Source organism: Apilactobacillus apisilvae, assembly GCF_023380225.1.
In the GTDB taxonomy this organism is placed as follows: Bacteria; Bacillota; Bacilli; order Lactobacillales; family Lactobacillaceae; genus Apilactobacillus; species Apilactobacillus apisilvae.
The window spans coordinates 132317-149330 of record NZ_CP093362.1 but is presented as its reverse complement, the minus strand read 5'-3'; the positions used below and the strand labels follow the sequence as shown (position 1 = coordinate 149330).

The window sequence follows — 17014 nt, the reverse complement described above, 5'->3', positions numbered from 1 at the left end:
GGTGATAATTCTTTGCATCCTTTAGCATATCGAATGAGGCCAAAAAAAATAGAAGATATTGTAGGACAACAAGATCTGGTTGGAAAAGGCAAAATAATTGATCGAATGGTTAAAGCTAAGATACTATCATCAATGATACTATATGGTCCACCAGGAACTGGTAAAACAAGTATTGCTAGTGCAATTGCCGGTTCTACAAAATATGCTTTTAGACAGTTAAATGCGGCTACAGATTCTAAAAAGGATTTGCAAATTGTAGCTGAAGAATCTAAAATGTCTGGAACAGTTGTCTTGTTACTAGATGAAATTCATCGACTAGATAAAACTAAACAAGATTTTTTATTACCACTGCTGGAAAGTGGTAATATTATTTTGATTGGTGCTACAACAGAAAATCCCTATATTAATATAAATCCTGCCATTAGAAGTAGAACTCAAATTTTTGAAGTTCACCCTCTAAATAATAAAGATATTCTATCAGCTATAAAAAGAGCATTAGATGATAAAAAAAATGGCCTAGGAAATATGTCGATTCAAATAAATGATGATGCTATGAATTTCTTAACGACAAGTACTGATGGTGATTTAAGAAGTGCACTAAACGCACTTGAATTAGCAGCCAATTCTACTGAACCAAATGGTGAAAATACAATTAATATTAATTTGTCAGATATTGAAGCATGCTTGCAGAGAAAATCATTTAATCATGATAAAGATGGCGATTCACATTATAATGTTGTATCTGCTTTTCAAAAATCAATTCGTGGATCTGACGTAAATGCAGCGTTACACTATGCTGCAATATTATTGGAAGCTGGAGATTTAAACTCCATTAGTCGACGCTTAATGATAATTGCATACGAAGATGTAGGTTTAGCTAATCCCGCTGCATGTTCTAGAACTGTAAATGCTATTACAGCTGCCAATAAAGTTGGCCTACCGGAAGCCAGGATTCCAATTGCAGATACAATCATTGAACTTTGCTTATCACCTAAATCAAATTCAGGATTAATGGCCATTGATAGTGCAATTAATAGAATTCATAATGGAAATTATGGTGACGTCCCTAATCACCTTAAAGATTCACACTACTCAGGTGCTAAAGAATTGGGACATGGAAATAATTATAAATACGCACACGATTATCCTAATGACTGGGTTAAGCAACAATATTTACCTGATAAAATTAAAAATGATAAATATTACATTCCCAAATCAAATGGAAAAATTGAGAATGCTTACAAAAAACAATACGAAAAATTACAAGCAGCTCAAAATAATAAGAATGGGGAAATATAATGGTAATTTTAATGATTATTTTTGCAATTATATTATTTATAATTGGTTTCTATTTATATACACATCGTAATAAGCGATTTATGATGTTGAATCCAGACAGCAATCCAATATTAAGAAAAGTAATTAGTTTTTATGGAATAATATTTATATTATTATCCTTACTTTCTTTGATTTCGGCTATTATGAATAGCACTCTTTTTATTATCATTATGCTAGTTAGTAGTTGTATAATGTCTTTGGTGATGGAATTAACTTTAGTTAAATTCTTGCCAAAGAAATAATATTTGGAGTGAAATTTATGCTGGAAAACTATAAACAAATTTTGGTTCCAATTGATGGTTCTAAGTATTCTAAGTTAGCGTTCAAAAAAGCTGTAGAAGTATCTAAAAGAAACAAGGCTAGTTTGCATATCGCACATGTTATTGATACAAGAGTTGTTAATGACTTAGATAGCTATGATGATTCTATGTTAGATGAATTAACTACTGATGCCAAAAGAACTTTAGATAAGTATAAAAAATTAGCTAATGATAATGGTATAAAAGACGTTGATTATGTAATTGAATATGGCGCACCTAAATCTATTATCGCTAAAGAATTAGTAAATCGATTTAACACAGACTTAATTATGCTTGGATCTAATGGTAAAAGTATGACAGAAAGGATTCTAATTGGATCCGTCGCATCATACGTTACCAGAGTAGCTAAATGCGATGTATTAATTGTAAAAACTGATAATGAAAACAAATAAAAAAAGCCTTATGATGTGGCCCCCAAAAGTTATCTAACTTTTGGGGGGCTGATGTGAACCCCAAAAGTTGGACAACTTTTACTAGGATATTAATCCCAAATATTTATTTGGTGACTGGTATCCTAGTTTTTCTTTTATTCTATTATTATTGTAATCCTTAATCCATACTTTCATGGCATGGATTAAGGATTCTTTTGTATTATAATGAACATTCATCATTTCACTTTTCATAATATGAAAAAATGATTCCATCTGTGCATTATCTAAGCATGTCCCTTTACGGGACATAGACTGAATCGCATTATATTTTTTCAATGTATTAACCCAACTATGATGTTGATATTGAAAACCTTGATCACTATGTACAATAGTTCTATAAGGTAATGATTTTAGATTAAGCATTGCTTCATTTAGTGCTTTTAAAGTAAAACTTACATTTGGATGTCTACTAATATTAAAAGATAATATTTTGTCTGAATATAAATCCATTACTGGTGATAAATAAACCCGATGGTTTATATCTTCATTGCCATATCTAAATTCACTAACATCAGTAGTAATTTTTTGACCAAATTTATTGGCTGTAAAATCACCATTTAATATATTATTAGCAATTCTGCCTACTTGACCTTTATATGAATTATACTTACGTTTGCGTCGACTAAACAATTTACATTGCCAATTATTACGTTTCATTATATTTTGTACACGTTTATGATTAATTTTCAGGCCTGATTGTCTTAATACTGCAGTTATTCTGCGATATCCGTAAGCAGCGTGCTTAATAATAATATTTTTGATTTTATTTTCAATGTAAGAATTATCATAAGAAAGCTTCGCTTTCTTCAAGTTATAGTAATAAACACTGCGAGAATATTGAATTACCTGTAAAATATAACTTTTAGATAAAGATTTTAATTGATTAATCAGCTTATGTACAACCTCAAATTTACTACTCTTAGGATGTTTCATTTGAATTTTTGTATACACATACTTAATCATGTATTCATTAGCTAAATTTTTTTGACATGAGGTTACTTTTAATTCAGTTTTCTGCATTTTAGGACGGCCACGTTTGTTGTATAATGAACGTATACCTTTAGTCTCCATTCTTCTCTGCCAAGTGAAGATGGTACTACTGGCAGATATATTGAAATGAAGTGCTGTTTCTGGATATGACTTTTGTTGAGTGTGCATCCAATTCAGCACTTTTATTTTATACTCACCAGAATACACTTTACCGTAATTTCTTACAATTAAACCCTTTAAGCCGTAGGCTTTATACATATTAATCCATAGTAAAACAGTACTAGGATTCACAATATTATATTTTTTACAAAGATAAGTGGAACCATATCCTTGTAGATATTCTAAAACAACATTTAATTTAAATTCATAACTAAATTTAACCAAAAAATGACCCCCAAAATATTGAACAATTTCTTGTCCAACTTTTGGGGGTCACTTCAGGCCATTTCAATAAAAGCTCTTTTTTTATAATAAATTATGTTCTTTAGTTATTTTTTTAAAACTAATCGGTAAACTAATTCCAGAGTTCATAATATCTTTAATTAACTGGTGAAATTTTTCATCATCATGATTTTCTCTTAATAGAATTTCAAAAGTAGATGTAAAAGCTAGCTCCCGATAACCTACTAAGCCAGAAATATACTTAGCTTCTTCATATCGATTAGTTTGACATAGTACATAGTGTAAAACATTATATGAATCTTTAATGATATCACTAGAATGGTTAATGACCTCATTATGTTTAATAAAATTCAAAGATTTATTACAAAAGTAGTATGCCTCATCATATTTTTTCAACTTATAAAAAGTGTTAGATAAATAACTACAAACCCAAATATAATGTTCACAATCGTCTGAAGTTTTTAAAGACATATATGCATTTTGCATTAATAAAATTGCTTCTGTATAGTTATTATACTTTCTTAGCTTAATATAACCCTTGTAAAAATTAAACTTACTTCTGATTAAATTTTCATCTATATTATACTCTTTCATTCCGCTTAAACATTTTTCAGCCGCAAAGAGATTACCGTTTAATATGTAATCTTTAACTTTATAAATTTTACAAGATGATAAAGAAAAATCATTATCAACAAATTTATCGATTGAAATATTTAATTTATCAGATATTAATAAAAATGTATCAAGATCAGTCTTATGATTATCATTTTCAATATTACTAATAGTGGTTTGAGTTCGATTAATCATTTTAGCTAGTTGTGTCTGATTAATTCCAAGTCTTTCTCTTGCCTGTTTGATTAATTCGCCATTTGTATTCATGGTGATTAAATTTTTGTATGCACCCTACTGTGCATACCCCTCCAATAATTTTAATTATCTATTAATAATACCTGTTTATAAATTTTAAGCAATACTTTTTTAAGATTTATTATAAAAACATTCAATTTCATGATCATTTACTACTCCAACAGCCTGATAAAATGAATATAAAGTTTTTGATCCAATTCTTTTAAAACCATAATGTTTAAATTTTAATACATATTTATGAATAAATTCTTCATATAATGGAATCTCGTTACTTTCATTTAAATGATTTAATGGACAATAACTAAAATCTTCCCAAATAAAACTAGATAAATCTATACTATTACATAATTTAGCATTAAAAATTATCGCTTCAATTTTATCTTTATTTCTAATAATATTTTTATTGTTAATCAATTTTTCTAACTGATTGTTGTCATATGCGCTAATTTTTTTGAAATCAAAATAATCAAAAGCTTCAACGATACTATCCCTTTTTGATAAGATCAACGTCCAACATAATCCCGCTTGTAAAATTTCTAATGATAAAATTTCAAATAACTTTTGAGAATCAAAAATTGGGCGCCCCCATTCGTTATCATGATATATTAATAAGCGATTATTTTTAGTAGACCAGTTGCATCTTTGAACCATATTATCACCCCCATAAATTAAATACGTATAAACTAAAAAGGATCTCTTAATTAAAAGAGATCCTTGTTTATATTTTATGATAATGGTTTAAAATCATGAATAATTTCAGATTGGCGTTTAAATTCAGCATAAGCTAAATCAATTAGGCGATCAATCAAATCCGTATAACTAATTCCTGAAGCTTCCCATAATTGTGGATACAAACTAATATTTGTAAATCCAGGTAGTGTATTAACTTCACCTAAATATGGAACATCATCTTTTGATACTAAGAAATCAATACGTGCCATACCCTTTAAGCCTAATGCTCTATAAGCTCTTAAAGCCATATCAGTAATTTCATCAGCTAGTTCTTTAGAAACATCAACTGGAATATCAAAAATAACCTCACTAGCATCAACAAATTTATTGTCATAAGTGTAGAATTTGTCTTGCTTAGGAACTCTAATAGCACCTAACTTTGAAGCGATTGGTTTTTCATTACCTAAAATGGAAATTTCAAGTTCTTCCGGACCATCAATTGATTGTTCAGCAAGAATCTTGTAATCATATCTAAATGCATCTTTTAGACCATCTTCAAATTCTTTTTCATTGGTAACTTTATGAATACCAACTGAAGAACCTTGGTTAGCAGGTTTTAGGAAAATAACATCCCCAAACTTAGCTTGTAACTTAGCATATGACCAATCATCTTTATTATCAGGAGTAATTAATTGATAATTAGTATTTCTAACATCTGCTAAATTAAGCATCTTTTTAGTAATATCTTTATCAAAGCCCATTGCAGACTCCAAAATACCACTACCAACGTAAGGCTTATGTAACAATCTTAATAAACCTTGAATAGTCCCATCTTCACCCAAATTACCATGGATAGTTGGAAAAAATACATCGATATCTTTAACTGCAGCCAAGTTTTTAATTGGTGCTAAAGGATCAGAAAAGTCTAATTTATCCATTTCTTCTTTAACAACATCATCTTCTGATTCACCATTGAAGATACGGTGAGAAGCTTCATCGCTTAGAATAATTCCTTTTTTAGTAAGTAAAAATAGACTAATATCATACTTATCTTTATCCATTGCATCATAAATATTATGTGCAGAACGTTTTGAAACATCATGTTCTGATGAATCTCCACCAAATAATAGAGCTAAATGTGTTTTCTTTACCATTGTTATAACCGTCCTATAAATTAATCTTTGAAACCTAAGTATACCATATTTTATTTAATTGTGTTTTATATTAATGATTTACTTGTTGCAATTTAGTTAATCTATAGTTGATAAGAGCAAAAATCAATATGCATACAATTAAAATTATAACTGTATAAATAGGGCTATAAGAATTTCCATGATTATAACTGTAATAATACTCTGGACGTCTAGTAAAACCTTCGATAAAGCCATCGATAAAATCTAATATAAATGAAGTATGCATAGAAACCATAATTTTTTCAAAAATTACATAATAATTAGTTTTAGTTAATAAAACAAAAAATGAAATAATTCCAGATCCAAATAATAAAATTATAATTATTTTCCAAAATGTAGAAAATAAGGATATAAAGCTCCCTAATGTATTAAATGAAATTAAAATAAACATCATTATTATGAAATAAGTAATAAATGTAAATATAAAAGCTGACAAATAAGAATCAAATATGTTTTGATAAAATAAATTATAATTAGAATTTAAAAAAGTTTTATCAAAAACACTTTCAAACATTCTAAAAAGACTTCCTATTATTGAAAATAAAGCAATAACTTTAATTTTAGTAAAAAAATACTTATTTCTAGTTATTCCATTTTGAATCGACAATTTAAAATTTTTATAATTAAAAACAAAAATAATTACTAATAGTAAATTAAAAAATGAACTAAAAGGCATTGATATAAAAATTTCATACAATAAATATTTAATGTCAAATCCTCGAGTGAATCCGGTAATTAAAAATTCCCATAAAAATAGTAATAAAACTATACCAAATGAAATTTTCAAATACTTTTTAGTAATTAAACGGAATAAAGCGTTCTCTTTCAAAATTCATTCCCCTTTATCGATTTACTTGTTGTAATTTAGTCACACCATAATTAATAGCTGAAAGTATAATTGTGCAAACTAATAATGTAATGATTAAATTGATAGGATTATTATTACTACCGTTATTACTAATACCAAGTATTAAGTGAAAGAAATTATTAATGCCATTACTATGACTAAATACTAAATAATCAAAAACATTATAAATAATCGTTTGATTTAAACTAATCCCAAATGCAATAAATGATCCAATAATGGAAACATAAATAATTGTCTTCCAAAGGCGATTAAATAGTGACATAAAGCTGCCCCAAGTATTAACTAACATCATAATAAAAAATGCAAGAAATAACTCAGAAATAAACATAAAAATAGTATCTAGAATATTGTTACTAAAAAAATTAGAGTAATTATAAAAAAACCAATCACTGGATGAAATATCATTTATATTAAATCTAAAGATTTGAACTACAAAACTAAATACGCTTAAAGTAAATGATGATGATAAGACAAGCCACATTTTCATTTTCCAAAATTTTTTACGATTAATACCATTTTGAATGGCAATTTTAAAATTATCATAATTTTTAGACAATAAAATTAGCAGACATAAAGTAAATATTGTTGGAAAAGAATTTATATTATTTAAAAATCCATCAGATAAACTTCTACTAAAAACGATATCCAATAATAAAACAAATAATACAATTAAAGTTGCCCAAAAATAATTTCTTTTGCTAATAGCCTTAAATAAAGCTTTTTCTTTCATAGTTAATAACCTCCTTAAATTATCTTCTAATTTGATGCTTTTTGGTTAATTTATAGTTAATAAACAACATAATAATTATAATAATTAATAAAGTTACTAACATGTTAATTGGATTTCCATATTTATTATTAGCAGTATGTATTCCAGTTATAATCGAAAAAATTTTGTTAATAACACTGAAATCTGTATTGATAAAATCATGGTAAATACCTATTAATATCAGTGGTAAAGTAAACATTGCATGGATAGCAACTAAACAAATAATTTTACCAATAACTCCAAAAAGTGATAATAACGTTCCTAATGTATTAAAGATAATAAATATAAAAAATGTAAAAACAATTCCAAAAACAAACATAAAAGTAAAGTCCAATATATTATTGTGAAAAAATCCGTAATATAAACCAATATAAAGAGAATCTAAATCTTTCTTATCAAAAAAATATACTAATAGATTAGTTAAAAATGTAATGATATTAACAATAAAAGCAATTGAACATAATAATGATAATTTAACTTTATATAAAGATTGTCTACTCATCCCAAAATTAATTGACAGCTTAAATAAATAATAATTAAAACAAATCATAACCACTATAAATGATAAATAAGTAGTTTTTATTTGACTCAAATTTTCTAATAATCCTCTTCGATTCATTAAGATAGTAGTTGAAAATACTATTGCCATATAAATAAGTGTATATAAAAAGTATCTTTTCATAATATTTTTATATAGCGCTGTTTCTTTAATTATCATTAGCACCATCCTTATTCATCAAATTAACAATTAACTTTTGTAATTCAATTTTAGTTACTTTGACCCCACTAGGCACTTTTTTATTAGGTAATGATCCCATAACATCAATTGTTACATATTGACCTAATGATTCTTTTCCAATCACTGACAAATCTTTAGTATAATCACTAACTAAGTCCATAGGACCATTTACTGAATATGCTTTTGCACGAATATTATCTGATGTATCATTTAAAACAACTTTACCGTCAGCAATCATAACAACATTGCTAACTAACTTATCAATTTCTTCGATGATATGTGTAGAGATAATAAAAGTTCTAGGTTCTTCACTATAACTTTCAATTAATTCACGGTAGAATATATCACGATTTCTGGCATCTAGACCCAAAGTAGGTTCATCTAAAATAATAAATTCACATGGTACACATAAAGCAATAATAATTTTAACAATGGACTTATATCCGGTTGATAATTTATTAAAACGTGTCTTAATGTTTAATTGAAATTTTTTTACTAATTTGTCTTGTAATTGAACATCATAATCTTTATATATTGATTTAGTTAATTCGAATATTTTCTTAACTTTTTCATTTTTAGGATACATATTATTTTGATTCATATAATAAATCTTAGATAACGCCTTATCATTATCATGAACATTTTCATTATCTAAGGTGACTTGACCATCCGTAGGAAAAGTATAATCAGCAATTAGATTCATTAAGGTCGATTTACCAGCTCCATTTTCACCAAATAGTCCATAAATTTTATTAGAATCAAAGGATAAGTTAATATCCTTTAATATTTTATCTTTACCAAACTTAAAGTTTTTATTTAAATTTTTAATTTCAATTTTACTCATTATCATAACCTCGCTTTATTAATTGTAAAATGTCATCTTCGTTCAAATGTAATTTTTTAGACTCATTGATTAAATTTAAAATGTAATCTTGATAGAAATGTTCTCGACGTTCATTGACAACCCTTTGTTGAGCTCCATGTGTAACAAAAGTTCCTCGACCTCGCTGCTTTTCTAATAAATTATTATTCACTAGTATATTCATCCCTTTAAGGACAGTTGCTGGATTTATTTGAAAAGTCTTGGATATTTCAGTAGTTGATGGAATTTGTTTTCCTTCAGGAAATGCTCCTGTAAAAATAGCATCTTCAATTTGATTGGAAACTTGTAAAAAAATAGGTTCAGAACTTTGAAAATCAAATTGCATTTATAACACCTCCTAATTAAGGTTAGTTACTTATATAACTAACTATATATATAATAAATAACTTTGTCAATAAAAAAAGCACTCATAGATGAGTACTTTTCAATAAATTTACTATCTTTCGGCCGGCAAAACAGCCCCTTTATATTTATCTTTAATCCATTTTTGCGTAGATTTAGATTGAAGTGCTTTTACTAAAAGCTTAATCTCACGATTATTCCGATTACCATATCTTGAGGCAACAATATTATTATATGGTGAATCTTTCTGTGCTTTTTGTAGGGCAATAGCTTGTTTATAAGGCTGTAAGCCACCTTGTACAGCATAATTAGAATTAATTGCTACTGCATCACCCTCACCATTATTGTAAATTAATGGCATTATTTTAGGTTCATATCCAGTTTGAAATTTTAAATGCTTCGGATTGTAATTAATATCACTAAAGGTCGCTTGTGAAATTTTTACACCTTTTTTGATACCAATTAAACCATGTTGCTGGAAAAGCTGAATAATTCTACCATAATCAGGTGCATTACTACTTACTAAGATTTTAGCACCATCTTTTAAATCGGATAGTTTTTTAACTTTTTTAGAATAAATACCAATAGGCTCAAGATGAACAGCCCCTAGGTCTACTAGGTTAGCATTATTTTCCTTATTCCATTGATCTAAAAATGCTGGTGTTTGAAAGTAATTTACATCAATTTGTTTACCAATCAAAGCACGGTTAGGTAATACATAGTCCTGAAAGGTAACAATATCTAACTTAACACCTTCCTTTTTTAACATTGGCGCAACGTGCCTTAGTATTTCAGCATGTGGAATATTGGATGCACCAACTCGTAAAGTATTTTTAGCTTTATAATTACCAGGACCTAAAAATAATAAAACAATAAATAATATTAATATAGAACCGAAGGATAAAATTTTTTTCATAATTAATCCTCCTTATAATGAACGTTTATCAGTTTTCTTAACTAACAAATCACCAATCGTTTGAACAATTAAAACAATAATTAAAATAATAACGGTTGCAACTAATGTCACAGTATTGTTGTTAGATTGAAAACCATCTAGGTAAGCTAAATATCCTAGTCCACCAGAACCAATTGCACCTGCCATTGCAGTATAAGAAATTAAAGAAATAGCAGTCACAGTGCCACCAGCGATTAAAGCAGGCGTACTTTCTGGCAATAGTACCTTAAAAATAACATCCCAGTTAGTTCCACCCATTGATTTAACGGCTTCAATTACTCCACTATCAACTTCTCTAAAATCAGCTTCTACCATTCGAGCATAAAATGGTGCTGCGGAAATAACTAATGATGGAATAGCTGCCTTAGGTCCAATAATGGTTCCAACTAAATCTTTCGTAAATGGTAATAATAACACAATTAAAATAATGAATGGAATGGAACGAAAAACATTGACAAGAAAAGCAATAATCCAGTTTAATATTCTCCATCCAAAGCCTTTTTTATTACGACTTTCGAATAAAAGTAGCCCTAAAATTATTCCAACAAAGGTTACAATAATCATTGATAAAGCTGTCATCCAAATTGTTTCCCATGTTGCTTGTTGCATTGCTGGCCAATTAATGTTTTTAAATTGAAAATATGATTGAATTCCTTGATTATCCACGATTGATCACCTCAGTTTCAATATTTAATGAATTTAAGTATTCAATTGCTTTATTCTGATCTGCTTGAGTTCCTAATAATTGAATAATTAATGATCCCATAGATCCGTCCTGGGTCTGATGAATAGCTCCTTCAATAATACTGATTTCTAGAGTATCGAAATCACGAATCATTTGAGAAATAACTGGTTGTTGGGATTGATTTCCATTAAAAGACAATTTAATAACAGAACCATTAGGATATTTATCAACAATTTCGTCAACAGTCATACTTAATTCATTTTCAGTAGAAGGATTGTCTTCATCAACGAAGCGCTTAGTAATTGGTTGTTTAGGATTTTTAAAGATATCATAAACACTACCATGTTCTACAATTTGCCCATTTTCCATCACAGCAACCTTATTTGCTACCTTTCTGATTGCATGCATTTCATGAGTTATTAATAGAACTGTTAAATTAAGTTCTTTATTAATTTTAATTAATAAGTCCAAAATTTCATCAGTAGTTTGTGGATCCAATGCACTAGTAGCTTCATCAGAAATTAAAATTTCCGGTTTGTTTGCTAAAGCTCTAGCAATTCCTACACGTTGTTTTTGACCACCAGACAATTCAGAAGGATAATCATTTTCACGCCCTTTTAGTCCAACAAGTTCAATAAATTTTTGAGCTTGCTTTTTGCGCTCTTCCTTGTTAACACCAGATATTTCCAATGGTAATTCAACGTTTTGGATAATTGTTCTAGACCAAAGCAAATTAAAATGTTGAAAAATCATTCCTATTTTCTTTCTTTGTGCTCTAAGTTCTTTATTACTTAATTTAGAAATATCTTTTCCACTAATTTCGATAGATCCTGAAGTTGGAGGCTCAATTCCATCTAATATACGAACCAAAGTACTTTTACCAGCACCTGAATAACCAATAATTCCGTAAATTTCTCCATCATCCACTTCAAAATTGACATCATTAACTGCCGTCAAAATGCTTTTATTTAATTTATATTTTTTATAAACATTTTTAAACTTTATCAAAAAATCTCCCCACTTTCATAATAAAAAAACTCTTCTCCCAATACTATTAAACATAGTAAAGGACGAAGAGTTTCGTGGTACCACCTTTTTTATTATTATCTCACGACAATAATCTCAACAAGTATCACTTTAAGTAATACTTAGCAATATAATGGTTGCTAAACATTATTAATTCGTTAAATAGCTCATTAATAATTGAATTATTGCAAGACCATATTCAATAACAATAAAAGGCTTTATTTCAGCTATTAAAAGCTCTCTTGTACATTTATTAATTATTTACTCATCTTGCCATCAAATTTTAATTTATTATACAAAGAATAAATTTCAAAGTCAATTATAAACTAAGAAAATTCTTTATTAGAACTAAACATCGATCCATAATTATGATACTGCATGGACATAATTAAACCAATCCCAATCATATTACCAATTAAAGCTGATCCTCCTTGGCTAACAAAAGGTAGTGGAATTCCAGTTAAAGGTAATAATCCAATACTCATACCAATGTTTTCAAAAACATGAAACAAAATCATCATAATGATTCCGGTAGAAATATATGCATAATATATATTTCTAGTTTCAAATGTAACTCTAATCATTCGAGAAATTAATAAGAAATATAACCCAATTAGTACTAATCCACCAACGAAACCAAAATTTTCTCCAATTACAGAAAAAATCATATCAGATTCACGAACAGGTACATAAACATGTGAAACATTAAAACCAGTTCCTCCAAATCCACCAGAACCAACTGCTTTAATGCTTTGCCATAATTGATATCCAGATCCATTTAAGTTAGATGGATTAGATGGATCTAACCAATCATTAACACGATCAAATTGGTAAGATTGAAACCCAACAGATTCCAATATTTTTCTACCGCCACTTGTAATAACTAATATTAGAGCAGTTCCACCGATTGTTGCGAATGAAATAAATCCAGGTAGAATAATCTTCCATGTAATACCAGAAACAATAACTAGTCCACCCAAAATTGCAAAGAAAACCAACATTGTTCCAAAATCATTTTCTAACTTCAATAGTACACATATTGGTAAAGTCCAGAGAATCATCTTAAGTAATAACCAAAAGTCAGTTTTAACAATATGAACTCCATAATTACGATTATGCTCAACTACAACACGCGCTAACATGACAACAAAGGCTGGCTTCATAACTTCAGCTGGTTGAAAAGTTAATGGTCCTAATTGAAACCAACTTTTAGCTCCTGTCTGAACAAAAAAAGATCGACTATACAAAACAAGCAACGAAGCTAACATCAGTAATGCACCCCAGTATATTATAGGGGCAATTTTCCAAAGTTGTTCTGAATCAAATTGCATAATAATAACAATTGCAATCGTTCCAATTGTGTACCATAAAACTTGAGTTATCATTGTTTTAACAATGGTTGCAGAATAAGAATCATGATTAACAGCAACAAAAATAGAACCGATCCCAATTAGGGCAAGTAACAAAACACAAATTATTATTTGCCAATCAATTCTAGAATCCACAGTGTCATTTTCATTAGAATTATTTAACACTCTAAATCATCACCTTATTATATTTTATAATTAACCTTTATGAAGATGGTATTGACTAATTAATGTTTCAACACCTTCATCAACAGTTTTAGCATGAAATAAATCTTCACCAAAAACAACGTCAAATTTATTTTCTTCATTTGGTCTAATATAACCTACTTCTTTTTTACCAACAGTTAAGACCTCACAGTCTTTTCCCTCAATTTTTTTAGTATCTAGCTGTACATTAATATTTTTCTTCGATTTTGACATATTTTCCTCCAAAAATAAAAGTAGTCGATAAAATATAGATCGGCTACTTCAAATTCATTGAACGACGATAATCATCGCTCGCTCTTTTGTTTCTAAAAATAGTAAATTGATCAGAAACTGGATCATATCCACCTTTAACAAATGGTTGGCATCTAATAATTCTTGCGATACCCATAATAAGACCAAGTAAAGGACCATGTTTTTTAATAGCGTCAATCATATAAGTTGAACATGTAGGATAATAACGACATGCTGGTGGAAATAATGGTGAAATATATTTTTTATAAATGTTAACTAAAAATAATAATATTTTTGTCATTATATTCACTTTCTTATATTAATCTTTACTCTTTTCTGTTTTATTCATATGTTCTAATAAAGCGCCGGCACCTTTAGCAACGTTATCTAAAGGACTCTCTGAAATAATAACAGGAACTGTTAATACTTTAGAAATAGCGTGGTCTAAGCCTTTTAATAATGCTCCACCACCGGTTAACATAATACCACGATCAACTATATCTGAAGCTAATTCAGGTGGAACAACTTCTAAAACATCTTTTGCTGCTTCAATAATTTGAGTCACAGTATCAGAAATTGCTTCCTGAACTTCAGGACTAGTTAAAGTTATTGATTTTGGCATTCCACCAATAGCATCTCTACCTCGAACTTCCATTTCTTTAACTTCTTGATCATCAACGGTTGCTGTACCAATCTGAATCTTAATTTTTTCAGCAGTGTGTTCACCAATTACCATTTTATATTTATCCCTGATATAAGAAGAAATTTGTGTATTCATGACATCACCGGCAACACGAATTGATTTACTTGCAACAATATCACCCAATGATATAACTGCAATATCAGCAGTTCCTCCACCTAAATCAATTACCATATTACCCTTTGGTTGAAAGATATTCATACCGGCACCAATAGCTGCTACTTTAGGTTCTTCTTCAAGATAGACTTTACCGCCTCCAGCTTTTTCAGCGGCTTGAATGATAGCCTTTCTCTCAATATTAGTAATATTAGTTGGTGCACAAATCATAGTTTTAGGTTTAGACATAAAGCCTTTTACACTTAATTTATTAATAAAGTATGTAAGCATTTGTTCAGTTACATCAAAATCTGAAATAACTCCATCTTTCAGTGGACGGATTGCTCGAATATTACTTGGTGTTCTACCAACCATTTTGTAGGCCTCAGAGCCAACGGATAAAACTTTATTAGTTTGAATATCAATTGCAACTACTGAAGGTTCATTTAAAACAATTCCTTTACCAGTCACATAGATTAAAACATTGGCAGTTCCCAAATCAATGCCGATATCTTTTACCATTTCTTAACTTCCTCCTGAATCAACTTGTATTATTACATTATATCATATTTATAGATTATCAATTTTAAGAATTTATTTATTAATGAAATGTTTTATTCAGTAACTTCATCATTTTCATCTAAACAAATTCTTTTTATATCAGCGCCCAATCGTTTTAATTTGTCATGAAAGTCATAATATCCGCGATCTAAATATTTTAAATTAGTAACTTGGGTGCTGCCATCGGCTACTAATCCGGCCAATACTAATGCTGCGGCGGCTCTTAAGTCAGTGGCAGAAACTTCAGCCCCACTAAATTCTGTAGGGCCATCTAAGATAACTGTTTGACCATTAATGTGAAATTTTGCATTCATTCTACTCAATTCACCTAAATGCATAAAACGATTTTCAAAAACCGTTTCAGTTAACATACTGCTACCCGCAGAAGCTAATTGTAAAACCATCATTTGAGGTTGCATGTCTGTTGGAAATCCAGGATATGGTAGAGTCTTAATATCCACTGATGTAAGTTTTTCAGGTCCGATAACTCTTATACCATGATCTTCTATTTTTACAGTAACGCCCATTTCCTGCAACTTAGCAATTAACGGTTCATTATATTGGCTTTCGCCATTTTCAATTAAAACATTTCCATGTGTTAAAGCTGCGGCAACCATGAAAGTACCGGCTTCAATACGATCTTGAAGAACATTATGTTCAGTTCCATGAAGCTGAGATACACCTTTAATCTTTAATTTACTAGTTCCAGCACCACTAACATGAGCACCCATTTTATTAAGAATATTAGCTAAATCAACGATTTCTGGTTCTTTAGCAACATTTTCAATTGTTGTTTCACCATCAGCTAAAGTAGCTGCCATCATAATATTTTGAGTAGCACCAACACTTGGAAAATCTAAGTAAATATCATTTCCTTTAAGTCCATTTTCAGCAAAGGCTTCAACATATCCGTCATGTTGTTTAATTGTGGCACCTAACAATTCAAAACCTTTTAAATGAATATCAATAGGTCTAGATCCAATTGCACATCCTCCAGGTAAAGCTACTTTAGCATGTCCTAATCTAGCCAATAATGGTCCCATAACAACAATAGATGCACGCATTTTTGAAACATATTTCAATGGTGCTTTATATAAAATATCATTCGATGCATCTAATTGCATTGAATTATTTTTAGTATCAAAATTTATATTGACATCTAATTGTTTAAGTAATTCATTCATGATGTAGACATCAGAAAGCAAAGGAACATTATTCAACTTAGTTTTACCATTACTAGCTAAAATAGTAGCTGCCATAATAGGTAAAACTGCATTTTTTGCACCTTCAATATGAACACTACCAGATAATCTACGACCGCCATTTACAACGATTTTATCCAAGGTTAACCCTCCCAAAAATAATTTGTGTT

Annotated in this window: 19 protein-coding genes; 2 read left to right on the top strand and 17 right to left on the bottom strand. The window is 28.9% G+C overall.

Features of this window, described 5'->3' with window-relative positions; genetic code table 11:
* The first annotated feature begins 33 nt into the window (after positions 1-33).
* Both MOO46_RS00755 and MOO46_RS00750 read left to right on the top strand, forming a co-directional pair.
* Positions 34-1299, top strand: a complete 1266-nt coding sequence (locus MOO46_RS00755; RefSeq protein WP_249511662.1) for a replication-associated recombination protein A — start codon at positions 34-36, stop codon at positions 1297-1299.
* Positions 1300-1597: 298 nt separating this feature from the next.
* Entirely contained in the window at positions 1598-2050 is a 453-nt protein-coding gene (locus tag MOO46_RS00750) for a universal stress protein (protein WP_249511142.1), read from the top strand.
* A gap of 81 nt (positions 2051-2131) precedes the next feature.
* Here MOO46_RS00750 and MOO46_RS00745 read toward each other — a convergent pair whose 3' ends face one another.
* From MOO46_RS00745 to murA, 17 genes are all read right to left on the bottom strand, one after another.
* The gene (locus MOO46_RS00745) at positions 2132-3463 is read right to left on the bottom strand and encodes an IS3 family transposase (protein ID WP_249510541.1); all 1332 of its coding nucleotides are present in this window, start codon (positions 3461-3463) and stop codon (positions 2132-2134) included.
* A gap of 81 nt (positions 3464-3544) precedes the next feature.
* Positions 3545-4360, bottom strand: coding sequence for a helix-turn-helix transcriptional regulator (locus MOO46_RS00740; protein WP_249511141.1), 816 nt, complete (start codon positions 4358-4360; stop codon positions 3545-3547).
* Between the two features lie 99 nt (positions 4361-4459).
* Positions 4460-4999, bottom strand: coding sequence for a DNA-3-methyladenine glycosylase I (locus tag MOO46_RS00735; RefSeq protein ID WP_249511140.1), 540 nt, complete (start codon positions 4997-4999; stop codon positions 4460-4462).
* A 74-nt stretch (positions 5000-5073) separates the two neighbouring features.
* The gene (locus MOO46_RS00730; protein ID WP_396121405.1) at positions 5074-6174 is read right to left on the bottom strand and encodes a D-alanine--D-alanine ligase family protein; all 1101 of its coding nucleotides are present in this window, start codon (positions 6172-6174) and stop codon (positions 5074-5076) included.
* A 70-nt stretch (positions 6175-6244) separates the two neighbouring features.
* Positions 6245-6727: a hypothetical protein gene (locus tag MOO46_RS00725; protein WP_249511139.1), complete on the bottom strand. Its 483-nt coding sequence runs from the start codon at positions 6725-6727 to the stop codon at positions 6245-6247.
* Positions 6728-7055: 328 nt separating this feature from the next.
* The gene (locus MOO46_RS00720; RefSeq protein ID WP_249511138.1) at positions 7056-7811 is read right to left on the bottom strand and encodes a hypothetical protein; all 756 of its coding nucleotides are present in this window, start codon (positions 7809-7811) and stop codon (positions 7056-7058) included.
* Positions 7812-7830: 19 nt separating this feature from the next.
* The gene (locus tag MOO46_RS00715) at positions 7831-8568 is read right to left on the bottom strand and encodes a hypothetical protein (protein WP_249511137.1); all 738 of its coding nucleotides are present in this window, start codon (positions 8566-8568) and stop codon (positions 7831-7833) included.
* Positions 8558-9433, bottom strand: coding sequence for an ABC transporter ATP-binding protein (locus MOO46_RS00710; RefSeq protein ID WP_249511136.1), 876 nt, complete (start codon positions 9431-9433; stop codon positions 8558-8560). The genes MOO46_RS00715 and MOO46_RS00710 overlap by 11 nt, the downstream gene beginning before the upstream one ends.
* Positions 9426-9797 carry a GntR family transcriptional regulator gene (locus tag MOO46_RS00705; RefSeq protein ID WP_249511135.1) on the bottom strand — a complete coding sequence of 124 codons (372 nt, stop codon included), beginning with the start codon at positions 9795-9797 and terminating at the stop codon, positions 9426-9428. Before MOO46_RS00705 ends, MOO46_RS00710 begins: the two co-directional genes overlap by 8 nt.
* 111 nt (positions 9798-9908) lie before the next feature.
* Positions 9909-10730 (bottom strand): MetQ/NlpA family ABC transporter substrate-binding protein, encoded by an 822-nt coding sequence (locus MOO46_RS00700; protein WP_249511134.1) that lies wholly within the window; start codon positions 10728-10730, stop codon positions 9909-9911.
* A 12-nt stretch (positions 10731-10742) separates the two neighbouring features.
* On the bottom strand, positions 10743-11435 hold the full coding sequence (locus MOO46_RS00695) for a methionine ABC transporter permease (protein WP_317619368.1): 693 nt from the start codon (positions 11433-11435) through the stop codon (positions 10743-10745).
* Positions 11428-12462, bottom strand: a complete 1035-nt coding sequence (locus MOO46_RS00690; RefSeq protein WP_249511133.1) for a methionine ABC transporter ATP-binding protein — start codon at positions 12460-12462, stop codon at positions 11428-11430. Before MOO46_RS00690 ends, MOO46_RS00695 begins: the two co-directional genes overlap by 8 nt.
* A 344-nt stretch (positions 12463-12806) precedes the next feature.
* A complete protein-coding gene (locus MOO46_RS00685) occupies positions 12807-14015 on the bottom strand; it encodes an FtsW/RodA/SpoVE family cell cycle protein (protein ID WP_249511132.1) in 1209 nt (402 codons plus the stop codon).
* 30 nt (positions 14016-14045) lie between these two features.
* On the bottom strand, positions 14046-14267 hold the full coding sequence (locus tag MOO46_RS00680) for a DUF2969 family protein (RefSeq protein ID WP_249511131.1): 222 nt from the start codon (positions 14265-14267) through the stop codon (positions 14046-14048).
* Between the two features lie 43 nt (positions 14268-14310).
* A complete protein-coding gene (gene yidD, locus MOO46_RS00675) occupies positions 14311-14586 on the bottom strand; it encodes a membrane protein insertion efficiency factor YidD (RefSeq protein ID WP_249511130.1) in 276 nt (91 codons plus the stop codon).
* An 18-nt stretch (positions 14587-14604) separates the two neighbouring features.
* Entirely contained in the window at positions 14605-15603 is a 999-nt protein-coding gene (mreB, locus tag MOO46_RS00670; RefSeq protein ID WP_249511129.1) for a rod shape-determining protein, read from the bottom strand.
* Positions 15604-15695: 92 nt separating this feature from the next.
* Positions 15696-16985 (bottom strand): UDP-N-acetylglucosamine 1-carboxyvinyltransferase, encoded by a 1290-nt coding sequence (gene murA / locus MOO46_RS00665; protein ID WP_249511128.1) that lies wholly within the window; start codon positions 16983-16985, stop codon positions 15696-15698.
* Positions 16986-17014: the final 29 nt, after the last annotated feature.

What these genes read in the sequence shown, in the direction of transcription:
- yidD (WP_249511130.1), bottom strand. Translation starts at nt 14,586, where the DNA reads ATGACAAAAATATTATTATTTTTAGTTAACATTTATAAAAAATATATT.
- MOO46_RS00700 (WP_249511134.1), bottom strand. Translation starts at nt 10,730, where the DNA reads ATGAAAAAAATTTTATCCTTCGGTTCTATATTAATATTATTTATTGTT.
- MOO46_RS00740 (WP_249511141.1), bottom strand. Translation starts at nt 4,360, where the DNA reads ATGAATACAAATGGCGAATTAATCAAACAGGCAAGAGAAAGACTTGGA.
- MOO46_RS00720 (WP_249511138.1), bottom strand. Translation starts at nt 7,811, where the DNA reads ATGAAAGAAAAAGCTTTATTTAAGGCTATTAGCAAAAGAAATTATTTT.
- MOO46_RS00715 (WP_249511137.1), bottom strand. Translation starts at nt 8,568, where the DNA reads ATGATAATTAAAGAAACAGCGCTATATAAAAATATTATGAAAAGATAC.
- MOO46_RS00680 (WP_249511131.1), bottom strand. Translation starts at nt 14,267, where the DNA reads ATGTCAAAATCGAAGAAAAATATTAATGTACAGCTAGATACTAAAAAA.
- MOO46_RS00705 (WP_249511135.1), bottom strand. Translation starts at nt 9,797, where the DNA reads ATGCAATTTGATTTTCAAAGTTCTGAACCTATTTTTTTACAAGTTTCC.
- MOO46_RS00730 (WP_396121405.1), bottom strand. Translation starts at nt 6,174, where the DNA reads ATGGTAAAGAAAACACATTTAGCTCTATTATTTGGTGGAGATTCATCA.
- MOO46_RS00755 (WP_249511662.1), top strand. Translation starts at nt 34, where the DNA reads ATGAGGCCAAAAAAAATAGAAGATATTGTAGGACAACAAGATCTGGTT.
- MOO46_RS00735 (WP_249511140.1), bottom strand. Translation starts at nt 4,999, where the DNA reads ATGGTTCAAAGATGCAACTGGTCTACTAAAAATAATCGCTTATTAATA.
- MOO46_RS00710 (WP_249511136.1), bottom strand. Translation starts at nt 9,433, where the DNA reads ATGAGTAAAATTGAAATTAAAAATTTAAATAAAAACTTTAAGTTTGGT.
- MOO46_RS00725 (WP_249511139.1), bottom strand. Translation starts at nt 6,727, where the DNA reads ATGTTTGAAAGTGTTTTTGATAAAACTTTTTTAAATTCTAATTATAAT.
- mreB (WP_249511129.1), bottom strand. Translation starts at nt 15,603, where the DNA reads ATGGTAAAAGATATCGGCATTGATTTGGGAACTGCCAATGTTTTAATC.
- MOO46_RS00750 (WP_249511142.1), top strand. Translation starts at nt 1,598, where the DNA reads ATGCTGGAAAACTATAAACAAATTTTGGTTCCAATTGATGGTTCTAAG.